This window comes from Streptomyces sp. NPDC048270, from assembly GCF_040652335.1.
Taxonomy (GTDB): Bacteria; Actinomycetota; Actinomycetes; order Streptomycetales; family Streptomycetaceae; genus Streptomyces.
In genome coordinates this window covers 1-20,140 of record NZ_JBEZLV010000065.1, presented here as the reverse complement: position 1 = coordinate 20,140, position 20,140 = coordinate 1, and the positions used below count along the sequence as shown (strand labels likewise).

Annotated in this window: 19 protein-coding genes and 1 pseudogene; 15 read left to right on the top strand and 5 right to left on the bottom strand. The window is 74.8% G+C overall.

Annotation, left to right across the window (positions count from 1 at the left end):
* The 5 genes from AB0D66_RS32215 to AB0D66_RS32195 form a co-directional block, all read left to right on the top strand.
* Positions 1-1,236: ABC transporter substrate-binding protein (locus AB0D66_RS32215; protein ID WP_362310746.1), on the top strand; the 1,236-nt coding region annotated here is incomplete at its 5' end.
* 213 nt (positions 1,237-1,449) lie between these two features.
* Positions 1,450-2,676 carry a histidine kinase gene (locus AB0D66_RS32210; protein WP_362310745.1) on the top strand — a complete coding sequence of 409 codons (1,227 nt, stop codon included), beginning with the start codon at positions 1,450-1,452 and terminating at the stop codon, positions 2,674-2,676.
* Complete coding sequence (locus tag AB0D66_RS32205) at positions 2,651-3,388, top strand: response regulator transcription factor (RefSeq protein ID WP_362310744.1); 738 nt, start codon at positions 2,651-2,653, stop codon at positions 3,386-3,388. Before AB0D66_RS32210 ends, AB0D66_RS32205 begins: the two co-directional genes overlap by 26 nt.
* Before the next feature lie 50 nt (positions 3,389-3,438).
* Complete coding sequence (locus tag AB0D66_RS32200; RefSeq protein ID WP_362310743.1) at positions 3,439-3,813, top strand: YbjQ family protein; 375 nt, start codon at positions 3,439-3,441, stop codon at positions 3,811-3,813.
* Positions 3,814-4,033: 220 nt separating this feature from the next.
* Entirely contained in the window at positions 4,034-7,474 is a 3,441-nt protein-coding gene (locus tag AB0D66_RS32195; RefSeq protein ID WP_362310742.1) for an endo-alpha-N-acetylgalactosaminidase family protein, read from the top strand.
* Here the strand turns inward: AB0D66_RS32195 and AB0D66_RS32190 are convergent.
* Both AB0D66_RS32190 and AB0D66_RS32185 read right to left on the bottom strand, forming a co-directional pair.
* Positions 7,452-8,342, bottom strand: coding sequence for an AraC family transcriptional regulator (locus tag AB0D66_RS32190; RefSeq protein WP_362310741.1), 891 nt, complete (start codon positions 8,340-8,342; stop codon positions 7,452-7,454). The two genes, AB0D66_RS32195 and AB0D66_RS32190, sit on opposite strands and share 23 nt — an antisense overlap.
* Before the next feature lie 32 nt (positions 8,343-8,374).
* Entirely contained in the window at positions 8,375-9,349 is a 975-nt protein-coding gene (locus AB0D66_RS32185; RefSeq protein ID WP_362310740.1) for an EamA family transporter, read from the bottom strand.
* A 29-nt stretch (positions 9,350-9,378) separates the two neighbouring features.
* Between AB0D66_RS32185 and AB0D66_RS32180 the strand changes: the two genes are divergently transcribed.
* Genes AB0D66_RS32180 through AB0D66_RS32165 form a run of 4 tightly spaced genes read left to right on the top strand, consistent with a single transcriptional unit; the run spans position 9,379 to position 12,586 of the window.
* On the top strand, positions 9,379-10,869 hold the full coding sequence (locus tag AB0D66_RS32180; protein WP_362310739.1) for a PLP-dependent aminotransferase family protein: 1,491 nt from the start codon (positions 9,379-9,381) through the stop codon (positions 10,867-10,869).
* Between the two features lie 51 nt (positions 10,870-10,920).
* Positions 10,921-11,367 carry an LAETG motif-containing sortase-dependent surface protein gene (locus tag AB0D66_RS32175; RefSeq protein WP_362310738.1) on the top strand — a complete coding sequence of 149 codons (447 nt, stop codon included), beginning with the start codon at positions 10,921-10,923 and terminating at the stop codon, positions 11,365-11,367.
* An 8-nt stretch (positions 11,368-11,375) separates the two neighbouring features.
* Positions 11,376-12,059, top strand: coding sequence for a SigE family RNA polymerase sigma factor (locus AB0D66_RS32170; protein ID WP_362310737.1), 684 nt, complete (start codon positions 11,376-11,378; stop codon positions 12,057-12,059).
* Complete coding sequence (locus AB0D66_RS32165; RefSeq protein ID WP_362310736.1) at positions 12,056-12,586, top strand: hypothetical protein; 531 nt, start codon at positions 12,056-12,058, stop codon at positions 12,584-12,586. The genes AB0D66_RS32170 and AB0D66_RS32165 overlap by 4 nt, the downstream gene beginning before the upstream one ends.
* A 29-nt stretch (positions 12,587-12,615) precedes the next feature.
* Here the strand turns inward: AB0D66_RS32165 and AB0D66_RS32160 are convergent, their stop codons facing one another.
* Positions 12,616-13,068 carry a MarR family transcriptional regulator gene (locus tag AB0D66_RS32160; protein WP_361761798.1) on the bottom strand — a complete coding sequence of 151 codons (453 nt, stop codon included), beginning with the start codon at positions 13,066-13,068 and terminating at the stop codon, positions 12,616-12,618.
* Between the two features lie 196 nt (positions 13,069-13,264).
* On the opposite strand from AB0D66_RS32160, the gene AB0D66_RS32155 reads away from it, so the two are divergent.
* From AB0D66_RS32155 to AB0D66_RS32145, 3 genes are all read left to right on the top strand, one after another.
* Positions 13,265-14,488 (top strand): MFS transporter, encoded by a 1,224-nt coding sequence (locus AB0D66_RS32155; protein WP_362310735.1) that lies wholly within the window; start codon positions 13,265-13,267, stop codon positions 14,486-14,488.
* 44 nt (positions 14,489-14,532) lie between these two features.
* On the top strand, positions 14,533-14,970 hold the full coding sequence (locus AB0D66_RS32150) for a heme-binding protein (RefSeq protein WP_362310734.1): 438 nt from the start codon (positions 14,533-14,535) through the stop codon (positions 14,968-14,970).
* A 99-nt stretch (positions 14,971-15,069) separates the two neighbouring features.
* Positions 15,070-16,713, top strand: coding sequence for a glycoside hydrolase family 20 protein (locus AB0D66_RS32145; RefSeq protein ID WP_362310733.1), 1,644 nt, complete (start codon positions 15,070-15,072; stop codon positions 16,711-16,713).
* A 32-nt stretch (positions 16,714-16,745) separates the two neighbouring features.
* On the opposite strand, the gene AB0D66_RS32140 is transcribed toward AB0D66_RS32145, so the two are convergent.
* Positions 16,746-17,267 (bottom strand): MarR family winged helix-turn-helix transcriptional regulator, encoded by a 522-nt coding sequence (locus tag AB0D66_RS32140; protein WP_362310732.1) that lies wholly within the window; start codon positions 17,265-17,267, stop codon positions 16,746-16,748.
* Positions 17,268-17,402: 135 nt separating this feature from the next.
* Between AB0D66_RS32140 and AB0D66_RS32135 the strand changes: the two genes are divergently transcribed.
* The gene (locus tag AB0D66_RS32135) at positions 17,403-18,467 is read left to right on the top strand and encodes an alkene reductase (RefSeq protein ID WP_362310731.1); all 1,065 of its coding nucleotides are present in this window, start codon (positions 17,403-17,405) and stop codon (positions 18,465-18,467) included.
* A 27-nt stretch (positions 18,468-18,494) separates the two neighbouring features.
* Here AB0D66_RS32135 and AB0D66_RS32130 read toward each other — a convergent pair whose 3' ends face one another.
* Positions 18,495-19,295, bottom strand: a complete 801-nt coding sequence (locus AB0D66_RS32130; protein WP_362310730.1) for an endonuclease — start codon at positions 19,293-19,295, stop codon at positions 18,495-18,497.
* Between the two features lie 219 nt (positions 19,296-19,514).
* Here AB0D66_RS32130 and AB0D66_RS32125 point away from each other — a divergent pair.
* Both AB0D66_RS32125 and AB0D66_RS32120 read left to right on the top strand, forming a co-directional pair.
* Positions 19,515-20,051 (top strand): annotated as a pseudogene (locus AB0D66_RS32125) (DJ-1/PfpI family protein); the annotation flags it as partial.
* On the top strand, positions 20,034-20,140 hold a 107-nt coding region (locus AB0D66_RS32120; protein ID WP_362310747.1), incomplete at its 3' end, for a family 1 glycosylhydrolase. The pseudogene AB0D66_RS32125 and the gene AB0D66_RS32120, both read left to right, overlap by 18 nt.

Sequence of the window (20,140 nt, the reverse complement as noted above, 5' to 3'; positions counted from 1 at the left end):
GGGGGGGGGGGGGGGGGGGCCGCGGCCCGGCCCCCCCCCCCGGCGCCGCGGCCGCGCCGCCGGACCCTGCTCGCCGCGGCCGCCGCCACCCTCGTCGCAGGCGGCACCAGCACCGCCTGGCTGCTGCGCGAGAAGGCAGCGCCCGAGGACAAGGGCGCCCGCCCCGGCCGCCCCGCCCTCGCCATCGGCCTGCAGGCCGATCTGAGCGGCCCCGGCCAGGGCGTGGGCAGGGCCCAGCGCGACGGAGCGCTGCTGGCCGTCGAGGAGCTCTCGGCGGCCGAGGACCAGCCCTTCACCTACCGCCTCGCCGAGGCCGACGACCGGGGGGCCGCCGGACCGGCGGCCGCCGCGGCCGCCCGGTTCGCCGCCGACACCTCCGTCGTCGCCGTCCTCGCGGCCACCGCCACGGCGGCCGTCAAGGCCGTCCTCGCCCCCTACGACCAGGCGGGCCTGCCCGTCCTGACCGTCAACGACGGCGACACCACCCACCTGAACCGCGTCTACACCTGCCTGCGCCCCAACGACGCCTACCAGATGCGGCCCGTCGTCGAGTACCTGACCGCGCGCGAGCGCGGCACCACCCTGGTCGTGGACGACGGCACCCCCTACGGCTGGCAGACCACCCGCTTCCTCAGCGAGGCCCTGCGCGCCGGGAAGCGGGCGATCAGCACGGCGACCGTGGCCGCGGACGCCGACCACACCGGCCTCGCCCGCGAAGCCGTCCGAGCCGCCGCGGGCGCCGTCCTGTACGGCGGCGGCCCCGCCGGCGCGGCCCGCCTCGCCGTGGCCCTGGCGGCCGCCGGCTACCGCGGCCGGGTCCTCGCCACCCAGGCCGTCCACGACCCCCGCTTCCTCGCCGAGGCGGGCGCGAGCGCCGAGGGCTGGCTGCTGGTCTCCACCGCCGTCGACCCCGCCGCCGCCCCCGCGCCCCCGGCGGCCCGCGCCTTCGACACCGCCTTCCGCGCCCGCCACAAGAGCCCCGCCCCGCTCTACGCGGCCGAGGCCTACGACGCCGTGCACCTGCTGGCCCGGTGCGCGCGGGACCTGGGCCGCCCCCAGGTCGGCCGCGGGGACCTGCTGCCCACCCTGCGCGGGACCACGCACCAGGGCGTCTCCAAGGCGTACGCCTTCGAGCGGGCCAACGGCACCTTCACGGGCGAGGGCCTGTTCCTCTACGAGGTCGCCTCCGGCCGCTTCCGCCTGCTCGGCACCCGCTCCACGGCCTGGCCCGCCTGACCCCCGGCCGACGCGCGAGCGGGCCGTGCCCGCCCCCGAACGGGCACGGCCGCGCGGCGGGGCCCCGGGGGGTGAGGCCGTGCCGGCCGGTGGACCGGCCCTGCCGACGCTACGGGCCGGCGGCCACCCGCCGCGACCGTCCACGGGTTGAATCGGGCCTACCCCCTCGGGTGGCGGCCCTGTACAACCAGGGGTGTACACAAGGGGGTTGACGTGCAGCTGTCCGCACATCCGGCAATGCGCCGGGTCCGCGCCGTGCTACCGGTCACGGGCGAGACCGTATGGGCCGCCGGTTCCCTGTGGATGTCGTCCACGCTGCTCCACAACTGGCCCGACCCGCACGGCTACTGGCGTGACACCGACGCGCTCGCCTACGCCCTGCTCGCCGCGATCTACCTGCCGCTGGTGCTGCGCCGCCGCCACCCCGTGGCGGTCCTGCTCAACACCGGGCTCTGGGTCGGCCTCTACTTCACCCTCGGCTACTACCACGTGGTCGCCGCGTGCGGAGTGCTCACCGCCCTGTACACCGTGGCCTCCTGGTGCCCCCGCCGGGTGTCGGCCAGGGCCGCGGCAGGAGCGCTCGCCGTGCTCCTGTGGGGCACCCGGCTCGCCGAGCCGGGCGTCGCCCCGATGAGCGCGGTCTTCGTCACCGTCGCCGCCGTCGTCTGCTGGGTCGCCGGGGACGGCGCCCGCAGGCTGCGCGTGCTCACCCGCCAACTCCGCCTGGAACAGGAGGAGAAGGCCCGCCGGGCCGTCGTGGAGGAACGCATCAGGATCGCCCGCGAACTGCACGACGTCATCGCGCACCACGTCTCGGTGATCTCCGTCCAGAACGGGCTCGCCTCCTACGTACTGGCCTCCGACCCGCCGACCGCCCGCAAGGCCCTGGACACCGTGGGGGACAGCGCCCGCGAGGCCCTGGCCGAGATGCGCCGGATGCTGCTGGTGCTCCGCGAGGAAGGTCCGCTGCCCGCCCCGCAGGAGCAGCACGGCCCGGTGGCGGGACTGGGCAGGCTCGAGGAGCTGGCCAGGCGGGTCGGCGAGGCCGGGGTGCCCGTCGGCGTCCAGGTCACGGGGACGGCCTACGACCTGCCGCCCGGGATCGACCTGTGCGCCTACCGCGTGGTCCAGGAGGCCCTGACCAACGTGATCAAGCACGCCCCAGGCGCGCGGACCACCGTCCGGGTCGACTACGGCGCGGACGAGGTCCGCATACGCGTCGACGACGACGGCAGGGGCCGCACTCCGGCCCGGGTGCCGGCCGGCCCGGGAGGGGCCGGGGGACAGGGGTTGATCGGAATGCGCGAGCGGGCGACGATCTACCACGGCACGGTGACCGCGGGGCCTGCCCCCGGGGGAGGCTTCGGGGTCAGCCTGCGGATTCCCGTGCCCCGACCGGGAGGGGGAGACGCGCATGCCGTCCGTACTCGTCGTCGATGACCAGTTCCTGATCCGGTCCGGACTGACCGCGCTGCTCACGGCCGCCCCCGGCTACGAGGTCGCGGGCGAGGCGGCGGACGGCGAGGAGGCGGTCCGGCTCGCCGCGGCGACCCGGCCCGACGTCGTCCTCATGGACATCCGGATGCCCGGCACGGACGGGATCGAGGCCACCGAGCGGATCCTGGCCGCACACGGCGACGGCACGGCCGGGGCGGGCGGGACGGACGGCGCGACCCGGTCGGACGGCTCGGCCGGATCGGACGGCACGGCCGGGACCGGCGGCGGTCCCAAGGTGCTCGTGCTCACCACCTTCGACTCCGACGAGTACGTCTTCCGCGCCCTGCGGGTCGGCGCGAGCGGGTTCCTCCTCAAGGACACCCCGCCCGACCGGCTGCTCGCCGCCATCGCCACCGTGCACGCCGGCGAGATGCTGTTCAGCCCCCGGGCCCTGCGCGGACTGATCGACACCTACGCCGCGCCCGTCGTCCGGCCCCCGCACCCGGGCCTCGACACGCTGACCCCGCGCGAGCGCGAGGTGCTCGGCCTGGTCGGCGCCGGCCTGCCCAACGCCGACATCGCCGAGCGGCTGGTCCTGAGCGCCGCCACCGTGAAGACCCACGTGCACCGCTGCATGAGCAAGCTGGGGCTGTCGAGCCGGGCCCAGGCGGTGGTCGTCGCCCACGAGTTCGGCCTCGCCGCCCGAATGCACTGATCGCGGCGTTCCGGATGCGGGCGGCGGCGGGCCGGGCGACAGTGGGTGCCATGGGTATCGAAGACTACGGCGGCGGGCCCGGCGCCGAGCAGACCGGTGTGCTCGTCGTGACCACCAACGACGTCCCGGGCTACCGGGTGGAGAAGGTCATCGGGGAGGTCTTCGGGCTCACCGTCCGCTCCCGGCATCTGGGCAGCCAGATCGGCGCGGGCCTGAAGTCGATGATCGGCGGAGAGCTGAAGGGGCTCACGAAGACCCTGGTGGAGACCCGCAACCAGGCCATGGAGCGGCTCATCGACCAGGCGAAGGCGCGCGGCGCGAACGCCGTCCTGATGATGCGCTTCGACGTGACCGAGGCCGCCGACGTCGGGACCGAGGTGTGCGCCTACGGCACCGCCGTCATCCTGGTCCCGGCCTCCGCCTAGTGCTGTGACCCTTTGCGGTCACCGCACTAGGCGCACGCACCTCCCGAGCCGCCGGGTACGACCGGCGCACGTCGGCGTTACGTAAATCCAGGACGGCGCTCCGCTTTGTCCATGGGTTTGCCCGGTCGCGGTCCGCAAGCTGTCAGGTCAGTGAGCGGACCGCTCGGGCCTGCGTGCCGAGCGGTCTTCCGCCAAGGAAGCGCCGACTCCCGGAGGCCCGATGCGAACCCCCCTCTGGCCGGCCGCGGCCGCGCTGGCCGGCCTGGTCGCCACCCTGGTCGTGGCCGCCCCCGCCGCCCCCGCCGCGGCGGCCGCACCCGTGACGATCACCTCGCCCGAACTGTCCGTCAGCGTGGACCGCGGCTTCCCCCGTGTCATCGGCTACACCCGCCGGGCCACCGGCGACGTCCTGCACGGCAACGAGGACGCGCTGAACACCCTGCTCGTCAACGGGACGGCCCACACCCCCGCCGTGACCTCGACCGCCACCGCCTCCGGCGTGGACTACGTGCTCGCCTTCTCCGGAGTGACCATCAGGTCCCGCATCTCGGTGGCCGGTTCGGTCGTGGAGTTCAAGGTGACCGCGATCGAGGACACCGCCTCCTTGCGGGTACGCACCCTCGCGATCCCCGAACACCACCTCGTCAGCGTCCGCAGCGACCAGCCCGGCGCCGCGCTGGCCACCGCCACCATGCACACCGCCACCACCGGCACCGGGGACACCTTCACCCCCGTCACCGCCGCCACCCCCGTCGACCCCGCCGCGACCACCGTGATGTACGGCCTGGCCAACACCGGCCGACTGGCCGCCGCCATCGACTCCAACTCCCTGTACGACACGCCCTCGGGCGGCACCGCGCGGGAGAACGGCCGGATAGCCAAGCGGGTCACCGACCAGGGCGGCCACCGCCGGGCGGGACTGTGGAGCGGAGCCTGGCTGTACCGGCCCGCGGGAGCGGCCGACGCGGACACCGAGCCCCTGCCGTACGTCCGCGTCGCGATCACGGCCGACCGCAACGCCGACTCCGCCGTCGACTGGCAGGACGCCGCCGTCGCCTACCGCGACATCTGGACCCCGCCCACCGGCTGGCAGGACACCGCCGACCGGGTCGTGCAGCGGATCCCCTTCAACTTCGCCTCCCAGGCCACCCACCCCTTCGCGCAGACCCTGGACGAGACCAAGCGCGTCAACCGCGCCACCGACGGCCTCGGCCAGTTCGTCCTCCTCAAGGGCTACGCCTCCGAGGGCCACGACTCCGCGCACATGGACTACCGGAACATCGGATCCAAGCTCGGCGGCGCCGTCGACCTGAACACCCTCACCACCGCCGGCGACGCCTACAACGCAGACATCGGCGTGCACGTCAACGCCACCGAGGAGTACCCGGTCTCGGCCACCTTCGACCCGGCCCGCCACACCGGCGGACTCGGCTGGGACTGGCTCGACCAGTCGTACTACGTGGACACCCGCAAGGACGGACAGTCCGGGCAGCGGCTGGGGCGGCTGCGGGACCTCAAGGCCGCCGCCCCCGGCCTCGACTTCCTCTACGTGGACGTCTGGTACGGGGACGGCTACGTCTCGCGCAAGCTCCAGCGCGAGATCAGCGGACTGGGGCTCCAGCTGACCACGGAGTTCCCCCACACCCTGACCGAACAGTCCCTCTGGCACCACTGGGCCACCGACGTCAACTACGGCGGCAGCGACCTGAAGGGCATCAACTCCACCATCGCCCGGTTCATCGCCAACCACGCCAAGGACGACTGGATCGCCCGCAGCCCGCTGCTCGGCGGCGCCGAGATCACCGCCTACGAGGGCTGGCAGGGCAAGAGGGACTTCACCGCCTTCCTGAACACCACCTTCGCCGTCAACCTGCCGACCAAGTACCTCCAGGAATCCCCGATCGTGAAGTGGACCGCCGACACGGTCACCCTCGCGAACGGCACCACCGTCACCACCGCGGGCGACAAGCGCAGGATCACCACGGCCGGCCGCACCGTCCTGGCCGCGGACGCCTACCTGCTGCCCCGCGACGGCAAGCTCTACCACTGGAACGACAAGGGCGGCTCCACCACCTGGACCCTGCCGGCCGGCTGGAGCGCACCCCAGCTCTACCGGCTCACCGACACCGGCCGCGTCCCGGCCGGCGGCCTCACCGTCGGGTCAGGCGGCCAGGTCACCATCAACGCCGCCGCCCGCACCGCCTACGTGGTCGCGAGCGGCGCCCCGGCCGCGCCCGCCGACCCGAAATGGGGCGAGGGCACCCCGCTCGAGGACCCCTCCTTCTACTCGGGCGGCCTGAGCGCCTGGACCGTCACCGGGACCGGCGTCGCCGTCACCCGCAACGCCCAGGGCCAGAGCGAGCTCACCTTCGCCGCCGGCGCCGCCGCGGCCGTCTCCCAGCAGCTGACCGGCCTCGCCCCCGGCACCCACGCCGCGTCCGTCTGGGTCTCCACCCCCGCCGGCCGGCCCGCCACCCTCACGGTGGCCCCCGCCGGCGGAGCCGCCGCCTCCGTGTACGCCGACTCCTCGCCGCTGACGAACAACCTCGGCGGCAGCGAGAAGAACGGCACCAGGATGCAGCGCATGAAGGTGCTCTTCGACGTCCCCGCCGGGCAGTCCACCGCCACCCTCACGCTGTCCGCCGCCGCCGGACCGGGCACCGTCCAGCTCGACGACGTCCGCGTGGTCCGCTCCGCCCGCACCCCGCTCGCCGGGCACTGGTTCGCCGAGGACTTCGAGAACGCCGACGCGGGCTGGGGCCCCTTCGCCTTCGGCGGCGCGGGCGGCTCGGCCACCGACCCGCGCACCCACATCGCCCAGCGCAACGCCCCGTACACCCAGGCCGGATGGAACGGGAAGCTGGTGGACGACGTGATCGGCGGCCAGAACTCCCTGAAGTCGCACGAGGAGCGGACCGGCCTGGTCTACCGCACGCTGCCGCAGACGCTGCGCTTCACCCCGGGCCGCTCCTACAAGGTCACCTTCCGCTACGAGACCGGATTCAGCGGCGACTACCGGTTCGTCACCGGATCCGGCGCCACCGAGACCGCCACCGCCCTCGACCAGGCCCGTACCCCGACCACCTTCACCAAGACCTTCACCGCCGGGACGGACGCCTGGATCGGCGTGCGCAAGGCCACTCCCGAGGACTCCCACAACGAGGCCGACCTCATCCTCGACGACCTGGCCGTCGACGACCTCGGCCCGGTCGGCGGCGGCGAACTCCTGGTGCCCCAGGGTCAGATGAGCGTCAAGGCCGTGGACAGCCAGGAGACCGCCGGTGAGAACGGCAGCGCCGCCAACGTTTTGGACGGCGACGCGTCCACCATCTGGCACACCCAGTGGTACACCGCCGCCGCGCCCATGCCGCACGAGATCACCCTCGACCTCGGCGCCTCCTACGACGTCTCCGTCCTCCACTGCCTGCCCCGGCAGACGCAGAGCAACGGACGGATCGCCGACTACCAGGTGTTCACCTCCGCCGACGGCGTCACCTGGGGCACGGCGGCGGCCTCCGGGACCTTCGCCGACACGGCCGCGCAGCAGGACGCCGCCTTCACGCCGCGCCCCGCGCGCTACGTGAAGCTGAGGGCCACGAGGGAGGTGGCGGGCAACCCCTGGACCTCGGTCGCCGAACTCACCGTCGGGTACGTCCCGTAAGGGGCGCCCTGCCGGCCGACTGCTGGGCCCGGAACCGTACGGGAGACATCCCCACCCGGCGGCTGAACAGCCGGCTGAAATAGGCCGGATCCTCGTAGCCGACCCGCCGGGCCACCCCGGCGACCGGCAGGTCGGTGCGGGCGAGCAGCTCCTTCGCCCGGCTCAGCCTGATGCCCAGCAGGTACTCCTTGACCCCCTCCCCGGTGCTGCGCCGCACCGCCCGGCGCAGCTGGGGCAGGGGCATCCCGAGCCGGGCGGCGTGCTCGGCCACCGACATCGGCAGCAGGGCGTCCCGCGCCAGGGTGTCCATCACGGTGTCCCCGTGCCGCGACACCCCGGCGCGGGCGTAGCGCAGCGCCACCAGCAGCCCGTGCACGGCGGCCGCGGCCTCGACCTCCAGCAGCGGGCCGCCGAGCCGGGCCGCCCGTACGATCCCGTCGACCACGTGCTGCACCCCGGCCGTCCCGCTCAGCGGTACCAGCGGCCGGTCCGGGGTCACGTAGCCGAGGTCGGTGTACGCCTCCACGCTGCTGCCCGTGAAGTCGACGAAGCACTCGTCCCAGCCGGTCCGCGGATCGGGTCCGTAGTGGTGCTCCACCCCCGGGACCAGCCACAGCAGTGCGGGCGCGGTCACCGGCTGCGGGGGCCGGCCGCCGTGGCTGAACCAGCCCCGGCCCCGCGTGACGACCACGGCGACGTGGTGGTCGAGGAAGCGCGGCCCCACGACCGGCAGTTCGCCCTGCTGGACCCCCACCCCGAGGCAGACCAGGCCGAGTCTGCGGTGGTTGGCGGTGGGGGAGAAGTACCGCATCCAGCTGCTGTACGGGGAACTCGTGCACGGGGCACTGCTGTACGGGGGCGTCGCCATCTGCGGATTGTGATCCACGGGGCCCGGCGCCCTCAAGGGGAGGCGGGCTCCCGGCGCGGGGGCGGCGCGGCCGCCCGGCGGGGCGGCCGCAGGCCCGCCGCCAGTCCGGCGATGACCACCGACAGGCCCAGCCACACCGCGGGACCGGGGACCCCGCCGCCGGTGAGCACCCCGGCGGCCGCGGCGGCGAGCGGCGCGATCCCCGTCAGCAGCCCGGCCCGGCCGGAGCCCACGGCGGCCACCGTCCGGTACCAGAGCAGGAACGCCACCGCCGTCACCAGCACGGCGAGGTACGCGGCGGCCGCCCACTGGGCCGCGCCGAGTTCCAGCACCCGGGCGGGCCGCTCGAAGCACACGGCGAGCCCCGCCAGCATCACCGCACCCATCCACACCGCGTGCACGGACACCCCCCACGGGCCGTGCCTGCGCAGCACCGGGACGGCGAGCAGGGTGAACCCGGCCTCGCAGCCCAGCGCCAGGGCCGCCCAGGCGACCCCGGCGGCGTCCGTCCGGCCCGTCCCCTCCACCAGCACGGCCCCGGCCACCACCACGGGCGCCGCGAGCAGCACCCGCCGACTGGGCCGCCTGCCCTCCAGGAACGGGCCGATCAGCCCCAGCAGGATCGGTACGGAGGCCACCGCGACGGCGATGACGGCGGGCTCGGCATGCGCGACCCCTCGGACGACGGCCACGTTGAACAGCACCAGCCCGGTCGCCGCGACCCCGGCCAGCCACAGCCACTCCCGGCCGCGCGGCCGCTCCAGGGGCACCCGGGCGGCCCGGGCCAGGGCGAGCAGCAGCAGCGCGGCGGCCGTGTACCGGACGGCCTGGACGGCGAACAGCGGGGCGTCGACGAGGGACCGGGAGACGGTGACGCTGCTGCCCACCAGCGCCATCCCGGCGATCCCGGGCGCCAGGTCCCGGAAGGGGGCGGACGGGGAACGCGCGGCCCCCGCGCGGGGAGCGGCCCCGGGCGGGCCGCCGGCCTTCGTGCTCATGCTCTTCATGCCGTCCAGCCTCGCGGCACAATGGTCCGATGAGCAGGTCCAATGAAGGCGCGAACCAGGGGTCCAAAAGCGGAGCGGACTTCCTCCAGCTCGACATCGGCCAGGCCCCGCCCGGCGGCCGCACCGACTGGCTGGCCGGCCGGCTGCGCGCCGCCATCGCCGACGGCACCCTGCCCGTCGGGAGCCGGCTCCCGGCCAGCCGGGTCCTCGCCGCCGAACTCCGCGTCTCCCGGGGGCTGGTCACCGAGGCCTACCAGCGGCTCGCCGAGACCGGCCAGGTGTCCGGCCGCGGCCGCGGCGGCACCGTCGTCGTCGCCGGCCCGCCGCCGGCGGCCGAGCCCGCCGCCGCCCCCGAGCGCGGCGGACTCGTCGACGCCCTGCGGGCGGTGCCCTGCCGGATCGACCTCTCGCCCGGGGTCCCCGACCTGACCGCCTTCCCCCGTACCGCCTGGCTCCAGGCCGAGCGCCGGGTGCTCGGCGCGCTCACGCCGGCCGACTTCGGCTACGGCAACCCGCAGGGCGCGCCCGCACTGCGCGAGGCGGTCGTCGGCTGGCTGGCCCGCAACCGGGGGATCCGCGCCGACCCCGACGAGGTGGTGATCGTCGCGGGAGTCGCCCAGGCCCTGGGGCTGCTGGCGCAGGTCCTGCGGGAGAGCGGGGTGCGCCGCATCGCGGTGGAGGACCCCGGCTCGCTCGGGGCCCGCCAGCAGCTGGAGTACGGGCGGCTGGAGCCGGTTCCCGTTCGGGTGGACGCACTCGGGCTGGACGTGGCCGCGCTCCGGGCGAGCGGGGCGCAGGCCGTGCTGCTCACCCCGGCGCACCAGTTCCCGACCGGCGTCGTGCTCGACGGCGAGCGCCGCCGGGACCTGCTCGGCTGGGCGGCGGCCGGGGGCCTGGTGATCGAGGACGACTACGACGCGGAGCACCGCTACGACCGGGCCCCCGTCCCCGCCCTGCGCGCCCTGCTGCCGGAGGGCGTCTGCTACGCCGGGAGCGTGTCGAAGCTGCTGGCCCCGGCCCTGCGCCTGGGCTGGCTCCTGGTCCCGCCGCGCCTGAGCGCGGCCGTGACCGCCGCCAAGCGGTACGCCGATCTCGGAAATCCGGTCCTCGCCCAGCTGGTCCTCGCCCGGCTGATGGACTCCGGGGAGCTGGAGCGGCACCTGCGTTTCGTCCGGCGCCGCCACCGGCGCCGCCGCGACGCCATGCTCCGGGCCCTCGCGGACCGGCTGCCGGGCGCCCGGGTGCACGGCGCGGCGGCGGGCCTGCACCTCATGGTCACCTTCGACGGCGCCGACTTCGAGGACACCGCTCTGGCCTCGGCGGCGCTGGAGCTCGGGGTCAAGGCCCACCCGCTGTCATGGCACCGCCTCGCCCCGGGCCCGCCGGGCCTGATCCTGGGCTATGCGGCGGGCTCGGCGGGGGAGATCGAGGAGGGCGTCGCCGCCCTCGGCACGGCCCTGGAAAAAATTCCCGGCCGCGGGCGGCAACCTCGCCGGGGGTCGCGCGTCGTGCGGGGGTGAAGGGTGCGGTTCCGCGCCCTGCTCTCGATCCGACCGTGGAGAACCACCGTGATGAACCTGAAGCGCGTCCCCCGCACCCTGCGCCGGGCGGCCGTCACCGCGGCCGCGGCGGGGGCGGTCGTCGCCCTCGCCGGCCCGGCGGCCGCGGCGGGGGTCTCCGCCTCGTCCGCGCCCGCCCCCGCGTCCAGCGCCTCGCCGAGCGCCGCGCCGAAGGCGCCCGGCAGCGTGCCGCCGAGCCCGTCCGTCAGCGTGCCCGGCGGCGAGCAGCCGAGCGCGGCGCCGAGCGCCTCCCCCAGCAAGGCCCCGAACACGGCCCCCAGCGCCGCCCCGAGCGCGCCTGCGAGCGGCGCCCCGCAGCCCTCGGCTTCGCCCGCCGGGTCCGAGCTGGCCCATACTGGCTCCTCCGCGACCACCGCCGCACTGGGGGCCGGGGCCACCGTCCTCATCGCCGCCGGCGCCGGGACCCTGTACGCCGTGCGGCGCCGCGCCAACGGCTGAGGAACCCCGTGCTCGACCTCGCACCACCCGTCGGCCCCCTCACGCCCGGCTTCGGCCGGGCGTGGCGGGGCCTGTGGTCGTTGCTGCGCCGCGACCGCTCCGCCCCGGCGGCGGAGCCCCGGCCGTACGGGCTCCCGTACGGGCCCTCGTACGGACCGGACGGAGGCGCCCACGGCGACGGCGCCGCGGGCGGCCCCGGAGACCCGCCGCCCACCGTCACGGCGCTCTACCACGCGCACCGGCTGCGCATGGTCCGGCTGGCCGTGCTCCTCGTGGACGACCTGTCCACCGCGGAGGACGTGGTCCAGGACGCCTTCACGGCCCTGTACCGCCGCCACGGCGAGCACATCACCGAGGTGGACAACGCCCTCGGCTACCTGCGCACCGCCGTGGTCAACACCTCGCGCTCGGTCCTGCGCCGCCGGCGCACCGCCCGGGCCTGGACCCCTCCCGCCCCGGCCGACGTACCGTCCGCGGAGGCGCACGTGGTCCTGGACGAGGCGCACCGCGAAGTGCTCGCCGCGCTCGGCCGGCTCACCGCGCGCCGCCGCCAGGTGCTGGTGCTGCGGTACTGGGCGGACCTCAGCGAGGCGGAGATCGCGAGCACCCTCGGGATCAGCCGGGGAGCGGTGAAGTCGAACGCGAGCAGGGCGCTGGACGCGCTGGAGCGGATTTTGGAGGGACGGGTATGACGTACGGCGAACCCCCGCTCGAACGCCCCGTCGAGCGCAGGCTGCGGGAGGCCCTGGACGCCCGTGCGGCCGGGGTCACGGTCCTCGCGCTGCGCCCCGCCGATCCGCCGGGGCCGCGGGTACGGAGGTTCCCGGCGCTGCGGCTGCGCGGGATCGGGCTGCCGCTGGCCGGGCTGGCCGGGCTGGCCGCCGCGGCGGCGGCCGTGGTGGGGTACCTGGTGCTCGCTCCGGACCCGGCACCGGTACGGCCCGCGCCGCCCGCCGCGCCGCCCGAGGTCGGGCCTGCGACGCCGTCGCGGACACCGGCTCCGTCGCGGACGCCGGCTTCGGCGCCGACGCCGTCCGTGAGCCCGCCGCCGAGCACCGTGCCGGGGCCGGGCCCGAGCGCCTGGCCGTCCGCGGCGCCGAACCCGGCGGGCAGCCCGCAGGCGCCGTCGAAGTCCGCGACGCCCTCGGCGGGCTTGCCCGCGGGCTCCCCCTCGGTCCCGCCCTCGGTGACCCCGAGCCCCTCGCGGCCCGGCCGGTAGGCGAGGCCGCCGGGCCCGGCGGACGGGTCCTAGGAGCGGGTGTTCTCCACCACCGCGACCAGCGGGGCCAGTTGCGGGTTGCGGGCGGCCTCGTCCAGGGCCTCGCGCAGGGCGGTGTCGTTCGTCGGGCGGGCGGCCGCCAGGAGGGCCAGGCCCGCCTCGCTCACATCGGTGTAGATGCCCCGCCGGTCGGTGTCGCAGAGGTAGCGGCTCAGCAGACCGCGGTCCTCCAGCCGGCTGACCAGTCGGGTCGTCGCGCTCTGGCTGAGCAGTACCGAGTCGGCGACCTGGTGCATGCGCAGGTGCCCGCCCGGCCCGTTGTGCTGCCGGCTCAGGACGTCGAGCAGCGAGAACTCGCGCACGCTCAGGCCGTGCCCCGCCTGGAGCGCGCGTTCGATGTGCGACTCGATCCGCCCGTGCAGGAGGGAGAGGGCGCACCAGCCCTGGGAGAGGGCGGTGAGCGCGCTGTCCGTGGCCGTCATGGGCTCCTCCTTCGAAGCGGATGGGTACCGCGTGTGACCACCAGGATAGGTCACGTACGCAATAGCCCGCGCTTGCAAATATCCCGCGTCTGCAATTAATGTGGACGCACGTAAGCGGCGACGGCAACATGTCGCCCCCGGTGGCCGCCCGCCACCCCCGCACCACACCCCCTCCCCGCCGAAGGACACCTCCCTCATGCCTCTCGCCCTCCTCGCCCTCGCCATCGGGGCCTTCGGGATCGGCACCACCGAGTTCGTGATCATGGGCCTGCTGCCCGAGGTCGCCGGCGACTACGGCGTCTCGATCCCCACCGCGGGCTTCCTGGTCACCGGCTACGCCCTCGGCGTGGTCCTCGGCGCCCCGCTGATGACCGTGCTCGGCACCCGCATCCCCCGCAAGCGCATGCTGATGCTGCTGATGGGCCTGTTCATCGCGGGCAACGTGCTCTCCGCGCTCGCCCCCGCCTTCGGGATCATGCTCACCGGCCGCGTCGTCGCCTCGCTCGCCCACGGCGCCTTCTTCGGCATCGGCGCGGTCGTCGCCGCCGAACTCGTCGCCCCCGAGAAGAAGGCCGGAGCCATCGCCATGATGTTCACCGGCCTGACGGTGGCCAACGTGGTCGGCGTCCCCCTCGGCACCCTCGTCGGCCAGACCCTGGGCTGGCGCGTCACCTTCCTGATCGTCGCCGCGCTCGGCGTCCTCGGCCTGCTCGGCATCGCCCGCCTGGTGCCCGACCTGCCCCGGCCCGAAGGCGGCGTACGGATCCGCAGCGAGCTGGCCGCCTTCCGCAACGTGCAGGTGCTGCTGGCGATGGCGATGACCGTGCTCGGTTTCGGCGGCGTGTTCGCCGCGATCACCTACATCACCCCGATGATGACCAACGTGGCGGGCTTCGCCGACTCCTCCGTGACCTGGCTCCTGGTCCTGTTCGGCCTCGGCATGGTCGCGGGCAACCTCATCGGCGGCCGGTACGCGGACCGCGCGCTGATGCCGATGCTCTACGTCTCCCTGGGCGCGCTCGCCGTCACCCTGGCCGTCTTCACGCTCACCGCCCACACCAAGGCGGGCGCCGCCGTCACCATCGTGCTCATCGGCGCCCTCGGCTTCGCCACCGTGCCCCCGCTCCAGAAGCGGGTCCTCGACCAGGCCGCGGGCGCACCGACCCTTGCCTCCGCCGTCAACATCGGCGCCTTCAACCTGGGCAACGCGCTGGCCGCCTGGCTCGGCGGCATGGTGATCGCCGCCGGCCTCGGCTGGACCGCACCGAACTGGGTCGGCGCGGCGCTGGCCGCCTCCGCCCTGGTGCTCGCCCTGGTCTCCGGCGCCCTGGAGCGCCGCACGGCGGGCGGCGCGGCCCGCGGCGGCCGTGTGATCGCCACCGCGGCCCCGGAGACGTCCGCCGTCCCCGCCCACCACTGATCCGCCCCCTGTTTCCCGTACACCCCCACCGAGGAGAAACCCGCATGTCCAGCACCACCGGCACCCCCCGTACCGCCGTCGCCCCGCTGACCACCGAGGACGCCGAGCTGCTCATCGCCGCCGCCACGGCCGCCGCCGAAGCGGCCGGGGCCACGGTCAGCGTCACCGTCCTCGACGCGGGCGGCCACCTGCTCGCCTTCCGCCGCGACGACCGCGCCGTGCTCATCTCCGGCGAGACCAGCACCCGCAAGGCCTTCACCGCGCTCCAGCTGGACGCGCCCACCGCCGACCTGGTCGCCGCCGTCCAGCCCGGCGCCCCCTTCCACACCCTGCCCACCGCCCTCGACCGTCCGCTGCTGTTCATCGCGGGCGGGCTGCCCGTCCACCGCGACGGCCGCCTCATCGGCGCCATCGGTGTCGGCGGCGGCGCGCCCGAGCAGGACCACGGCTTCGCCGCCACCGCGCTCGACGCCCTGGTCTGAGCCCGCCGGGTCGCGCGCCCGTGTCCCCCGTGCCAGGTTGGGTACGGGGGACACGGGCATACGGGACGCGGGCACATGATCCGAGATCCGAGGTTTCACGTGAGAGGCCACGTCATAGCGACGGCCACGGTGGCCGCACTGGTCACCCTGGCCACCCCGGGCTGTACGGCAGCCTCCGACCAGGCCCGCGCTCCGGCGGCCCCGGCCGCGCCGACCCCCGGCGCGAGCACACCGGCCGGAACCGAGGCCCCGGCCCCGGAGCCCCCCGCGGCCGCCCCGTCCCCGACGCCCTCCTACGCGCTGTCCACCGCCCCGCGCACCATCCCCGCCGTACGGGAGCACGTGCCGGCCCGGGGCCCCGGATGGAAGCCCGCGCCCCAGGCCCGCGTGGTCGTCGCACCGGACGACAAGGCGGCCCTGGCCGACGAGGGCAAGCTGCTCGCCGGTGAACTGGGCCTGGGGTACGCCGAGTCCGCGGAGCCCGGCCCGGGCGACGTGCACCTCTCCCTCGGCGCCAAGGGGTCCGGCCCGGCGGAGTCGTACACCCTCGACGTCAAGGACGGCCGGGTCCGCATCGCCGGCCCCGACGAGGCCGGTGTCTTCTACGGCACGCGCACCCTCAAACAGGCCGTGCGCAGCGCCGGTTCCGCCCCCGAGGGCACCGTGCGCGACGGCCCGGCCGAGCCGCAGCGCGGCCTCAACCTCGACATCGCGCGCAAGCACTTCACGCCCGACTGGATAGAGGACCGGCTGCACGAGATGGCCGACCTGAAACTCAACCAGCTCGGCCTGCACTTCTCCGACGACCAGGCCTTCCGCATCGAGTCCGACAGCCATCCCGAGGTCGTCTCCACCCCGCACCTCACCAAGGCGCAGGTGCGCGAGATCACCGCGCTCGCCGCCCGCCTGCACATCACCGTCGTCCCGGAGATCGACTCGCCCGGACACCTGGGCGCGGTACTGCGCGCGCACCCCGACCTCCAGCTGCGCGACGCACAGGGCAGGGCGGTCAAGGGAGCGGTGGACATAGCGAACCCCGCGTCCGCGAAGCTCATCGACGAACTGCTCCGCGAGTACCGGACGCTGTTCCCCGGCGGGGCCTGGCACCTGGGCGCCGACGAGTACCAGGCGCTGGTGGTCCGCGACCCGGAGGCCTCCTTCCCGCAGCTCGCCACCGCGGCCCGGCAGCGGTACGGGGCGAACGCCCGGGTGCAGGACCTGGCCACGGGCTGGCTCAACGACCGGGCGGACACCGTGCGCCCGTCGGGCAAGGCGCTGAAGGCGTGGAACGACGGGTTCTTCGCCGGGGGAGTGGCGAAGGCGGCCGACGACATCCAGGTCGAGTACTGGACCGGCAAGGAGGTAGGCGCCCGCCCGCCGCTCGAGTACCTGCGCGAGGGCCGCAAGCTCGTGAACCTCAACGACGAGTACCTGTACTACGTGCTCGGCGAGCCGAACCAGTTCACCTATCCCACCGGGCAGCGCATCTACGAGCAGTGGACCCCGCTGGTGCTGCGCGGCAGCACCGCCGTCCCGGCGCAGTACGCGGACCAGATCCTGGGCGGGCGGCTCGCCGTCTGGGCCGACCTGTCCGGCGCCCAGACCCAGGACCAGGTGGCGGCCGGCATCCGGCTGCCGCTGGCCGCGCTGTCCCAGAAGGTCTGGGACGCCCGCACCCCCACCCTGCCGTGGAGCGGGTTCCGGAGCCTGGCCGACCGCTTGGACCCGCCCGGGGCCGGTTGAGGCCGCGTCCGGTCCCCGGGGTCCGGTGCGGCTCAGCAGGCGGAGGCGCAGTCCCCCTCGCCGCTGCGGGCGAGCTCGGTGCACAGCGTGGTCTCCACCTTGCCCAGCAGGCGGGTCAGTTCCGCGCCCTCGGCCGCGTCGAGGCCGGCCAGCGTCTGGCGTTCCAGCTCGCCCCAGGCCCGGCGCACCTCGACGAGCAGCCCGCAGCTGGTCTCCGTGGCCTCGACCAGCGAGGCGCGGCGGTCGGCGGGGTCGGGGCGGCGGCGGACGTGTCCGGCCTGCTCCAGGCGCTGGAGCATCTTCGTCACGGTCGACGGGTCGAGGCCCACCGCTTTGATCAGCTCGGACTGGCGCACGGCCCCGCTGTCCCACAGGTGCATCATCAGGAACTCCTGCCCCGGGTGCAGTCCCAGATCCCGTAGCGCGCGGCCCGCGGCGATCCGGTGGAGCCGGGCCACGCGGCTGATGGCGTGGCTGACCGGCCCGTCCAGCACGGCCCCGGGCATCGGACAGACGGGTTCGGTGCGCGGTTCCCCGGCTGCTTGCGCGGTCATGGCGGCGGTCCTCTTCTCGTCTCGGGCTGGAAATCCTACCTGCCCCGCCGATTTTACCTTGGTCGGCCAAGTAATACGGTACGCTGCCTCCGAAGGCTATTTATTGGCCGACCAACTAACTTGTGTGAGGCAGATATGACCAGTGCATTCGAGCCCGTCCGCATCGCCGGCGGCCTGCTCCCCAACCGCATCGCCCTGGCTCCCATGACCCGCAGCCGGGCGGCGGAGGGCGGGCTCGCCACCGGCCTCGTCGCCGAGTACTACACCCAGCGCGCCTCCGCCGGGCTGATCATCAGCGAGGGGATCCAGCCCTCCGCCGTCGGGCAGGGCTACCCCTTCACCCCCGGCCTGCACACCGCCGAGCAGGTCGCGGCCTGGCGCCGGGTCACCGACTCGGTGCACGCCGCGGGCGGCAGGATCTTCGCGCAGATCATGCACTCCGGCCGGATCGGCCACCCGTCCCTCCTGCCCGACGGCCTGATCCCCGTGGCACCCTCCGCGGTCGCCGCCGAGGGCCAGGTCTTCACCGCGGACGGCCTCAAGGACTTCGTCACCCCGCACGAGCTGACCGGAACCGAGGTGCGGGCGACCATCGCCGACTACGCCGAGGCGGCCCGCAACGCGGTGGAGGCCGGCTTCGACGGCGTCGAGCTGCACGGGGCCAACGGCTACCTGATCCACCAGTTCCTGGCCCCGGGCTCGAACCTGCGCACCGACGAGTGGGGCGGCACCGCAGAGAACCGCATCCGCTTCGCCGTCGAGGTGGTCAAGGCGGTCGCCGCCGCGATCGGCGCCGAGCGCACCGCGCTGCGCGTCTCGCCCGGAAACCCGTACAACGGCATCTCCGAGCCCGACCCGCAGCCCGTCTACGAGGCCCTGGTCAAGGAGATCGGCGGGCTCGGCCTGGCCTACCTGCACGTCCTGGAGCACGGCCCCGAGGCCCGGGAGACCACGCTGGCGCTGCGCAAGCAGTTCTCCGGCCCGTTCGTGCTGAACCCGGCGACCGAGGGCCCCACCGACCACCGGGCCCTGACGCTGATCGAGGACGGCACCGCCGACCTGCTCGCCTTCGGGGCCCTCTTCCTGGCCAACCCCGACCTCCCGGAGCGGCTGCGCGCGCAGGGCCCGTACAACACCCCGGACCCCTCCACCTTCTTCGGCGGAGACGCCCGCGGGTACACGGACTACCCGGCCCTGTGAGGACCGCTCCGGGCTCGCGGGGTGCGGTCACCAGATGGCGGCGACCCACTCCGGGTGGTCGATGAACGGGTTCCGGTTGTGCTGGTAGACATCGAATATGACCTGGTTGCGGCGCCGCTCAAAGGCGTCCGGCGGGTCCGCCTGGTGCCACTGCTCGAGCACGCTGATCCGCCCGTGGGCGGGGGCGGAGCCGTTGCCGACCCGGTCGTTCAGCTCCAGGTCGGCGAAGCCGTCGCCGCCTTCGTAGCGGACGGCCATGTAGAGGAGCATCCGCGCCACGTCGCCCTTGACGGCGTCGCGCGGCTCGAAGGAGTCGGCGTCGGTGAGGCTGCCGGGGGCCTCGCCGACGGGGCTGCCGCCGCGGTCGAAGTCCTTGTTGCCCCGGGTGCTGTTGACGGATACGTCCTCGGGCCGCAGGTGGTGCAGATCGGTGCCCGGGCCGGTCGCGGTGCCGAAGTCGCCGTGGCTCTTGGCCCAGACGTGCTCGCGGTTCCAGTCGTTGGCCCCGCCGCCGTTGGTGGACTTCGACTGCGAGCGGCCGGAGTAGACGAGGATGACGTTGTTCGGGTTCGCCGGGTCCTGGTCGGTGGCCTTCAGGGCGTTCCACACGCCGTCGTAGGTCACCTTGGACTGGTTCTTGATGATGCCGTGCAGGGCGGCCTTCAGGGCCGCACCCGTCTTGCCCTGGGCGGCGGCGTAGTAGTCGTCGGCCGCGGCCGACGAGGGCTCCGCCGCCCGCTGCTGGCCGGCCGAGGCGGCGGCGGGTACGGCGAACAGGGCGGCCGCCGCGAGGCCGGCGGCCCAGGGAGTCAGGCGCGAGATTCTCATCACGTGGGGGATACCTCTCCACAAGCACCGTCCCCGCCCGGGGAATTGGCGGGGTGTCAGGTGGCAGAGCGAGGCTCACATTGTCATGTGCCGTACAGGTGAAGACCATGTGTCGGGAGGGAGGACCTTGGCGGGTGTGCCGTCCGTGCGCCGCGGGCAGGGTAGCGGTGGCCCCACGGGCCCCGTCCGTCCGCGAACAGCCCTTCCCTGGAGCAGCCCATGGCAGTGAAGATCCTCATCGTGACCGGTGACGCGGCGGAGTCGCTGGAGGTCCTGTATCCGTACCAGCGCCTGCGCGAGGAGGGGTACGAGGTGCACATCGCGGCGCCCTCGGTGAAGAGGCTGCGCTTCGTGGTGCACGACTTCGAGGAGGGGTTCGACACCTACACCGAGAAGCCCGGCTACACGTGGCCGGCCGACCTGGCCTTCGCCGACGTGGTCACCGAGGACTACGAGGCCCTGGTCGTCCCGGGCGGCCGGGCGCCGGAGTACCTGCGCAACGACCCCGAGGTGCGGCGGATCCTGGCCGCCTTCGCGGAGTCGGACAAGCCGATCGCCCAGATCTGCCACGGCCCGCTGATCACGGCCGCGGCCGGGGGGCTCGAGGGCCGCCGGGTGACCGCCTACCCGGCGCTGGAGCCGGACATGAGGGCGGCCGGGGCCGATTTCGAGGACTCCGAGACCGTGGTCGACGGCACCCTGGTCTCGGCCCGGGCCTGGCCCGACCACTCGCGCTGGATGCGGGAGTTCCTGACGGACGGACTGCTCGCGGCCGGCATCGAGCCCAACGTCACCCTCTACCACTGGGACCTGCCCCAGGCCCTCCAGGACCGGGGCGGCTGGCC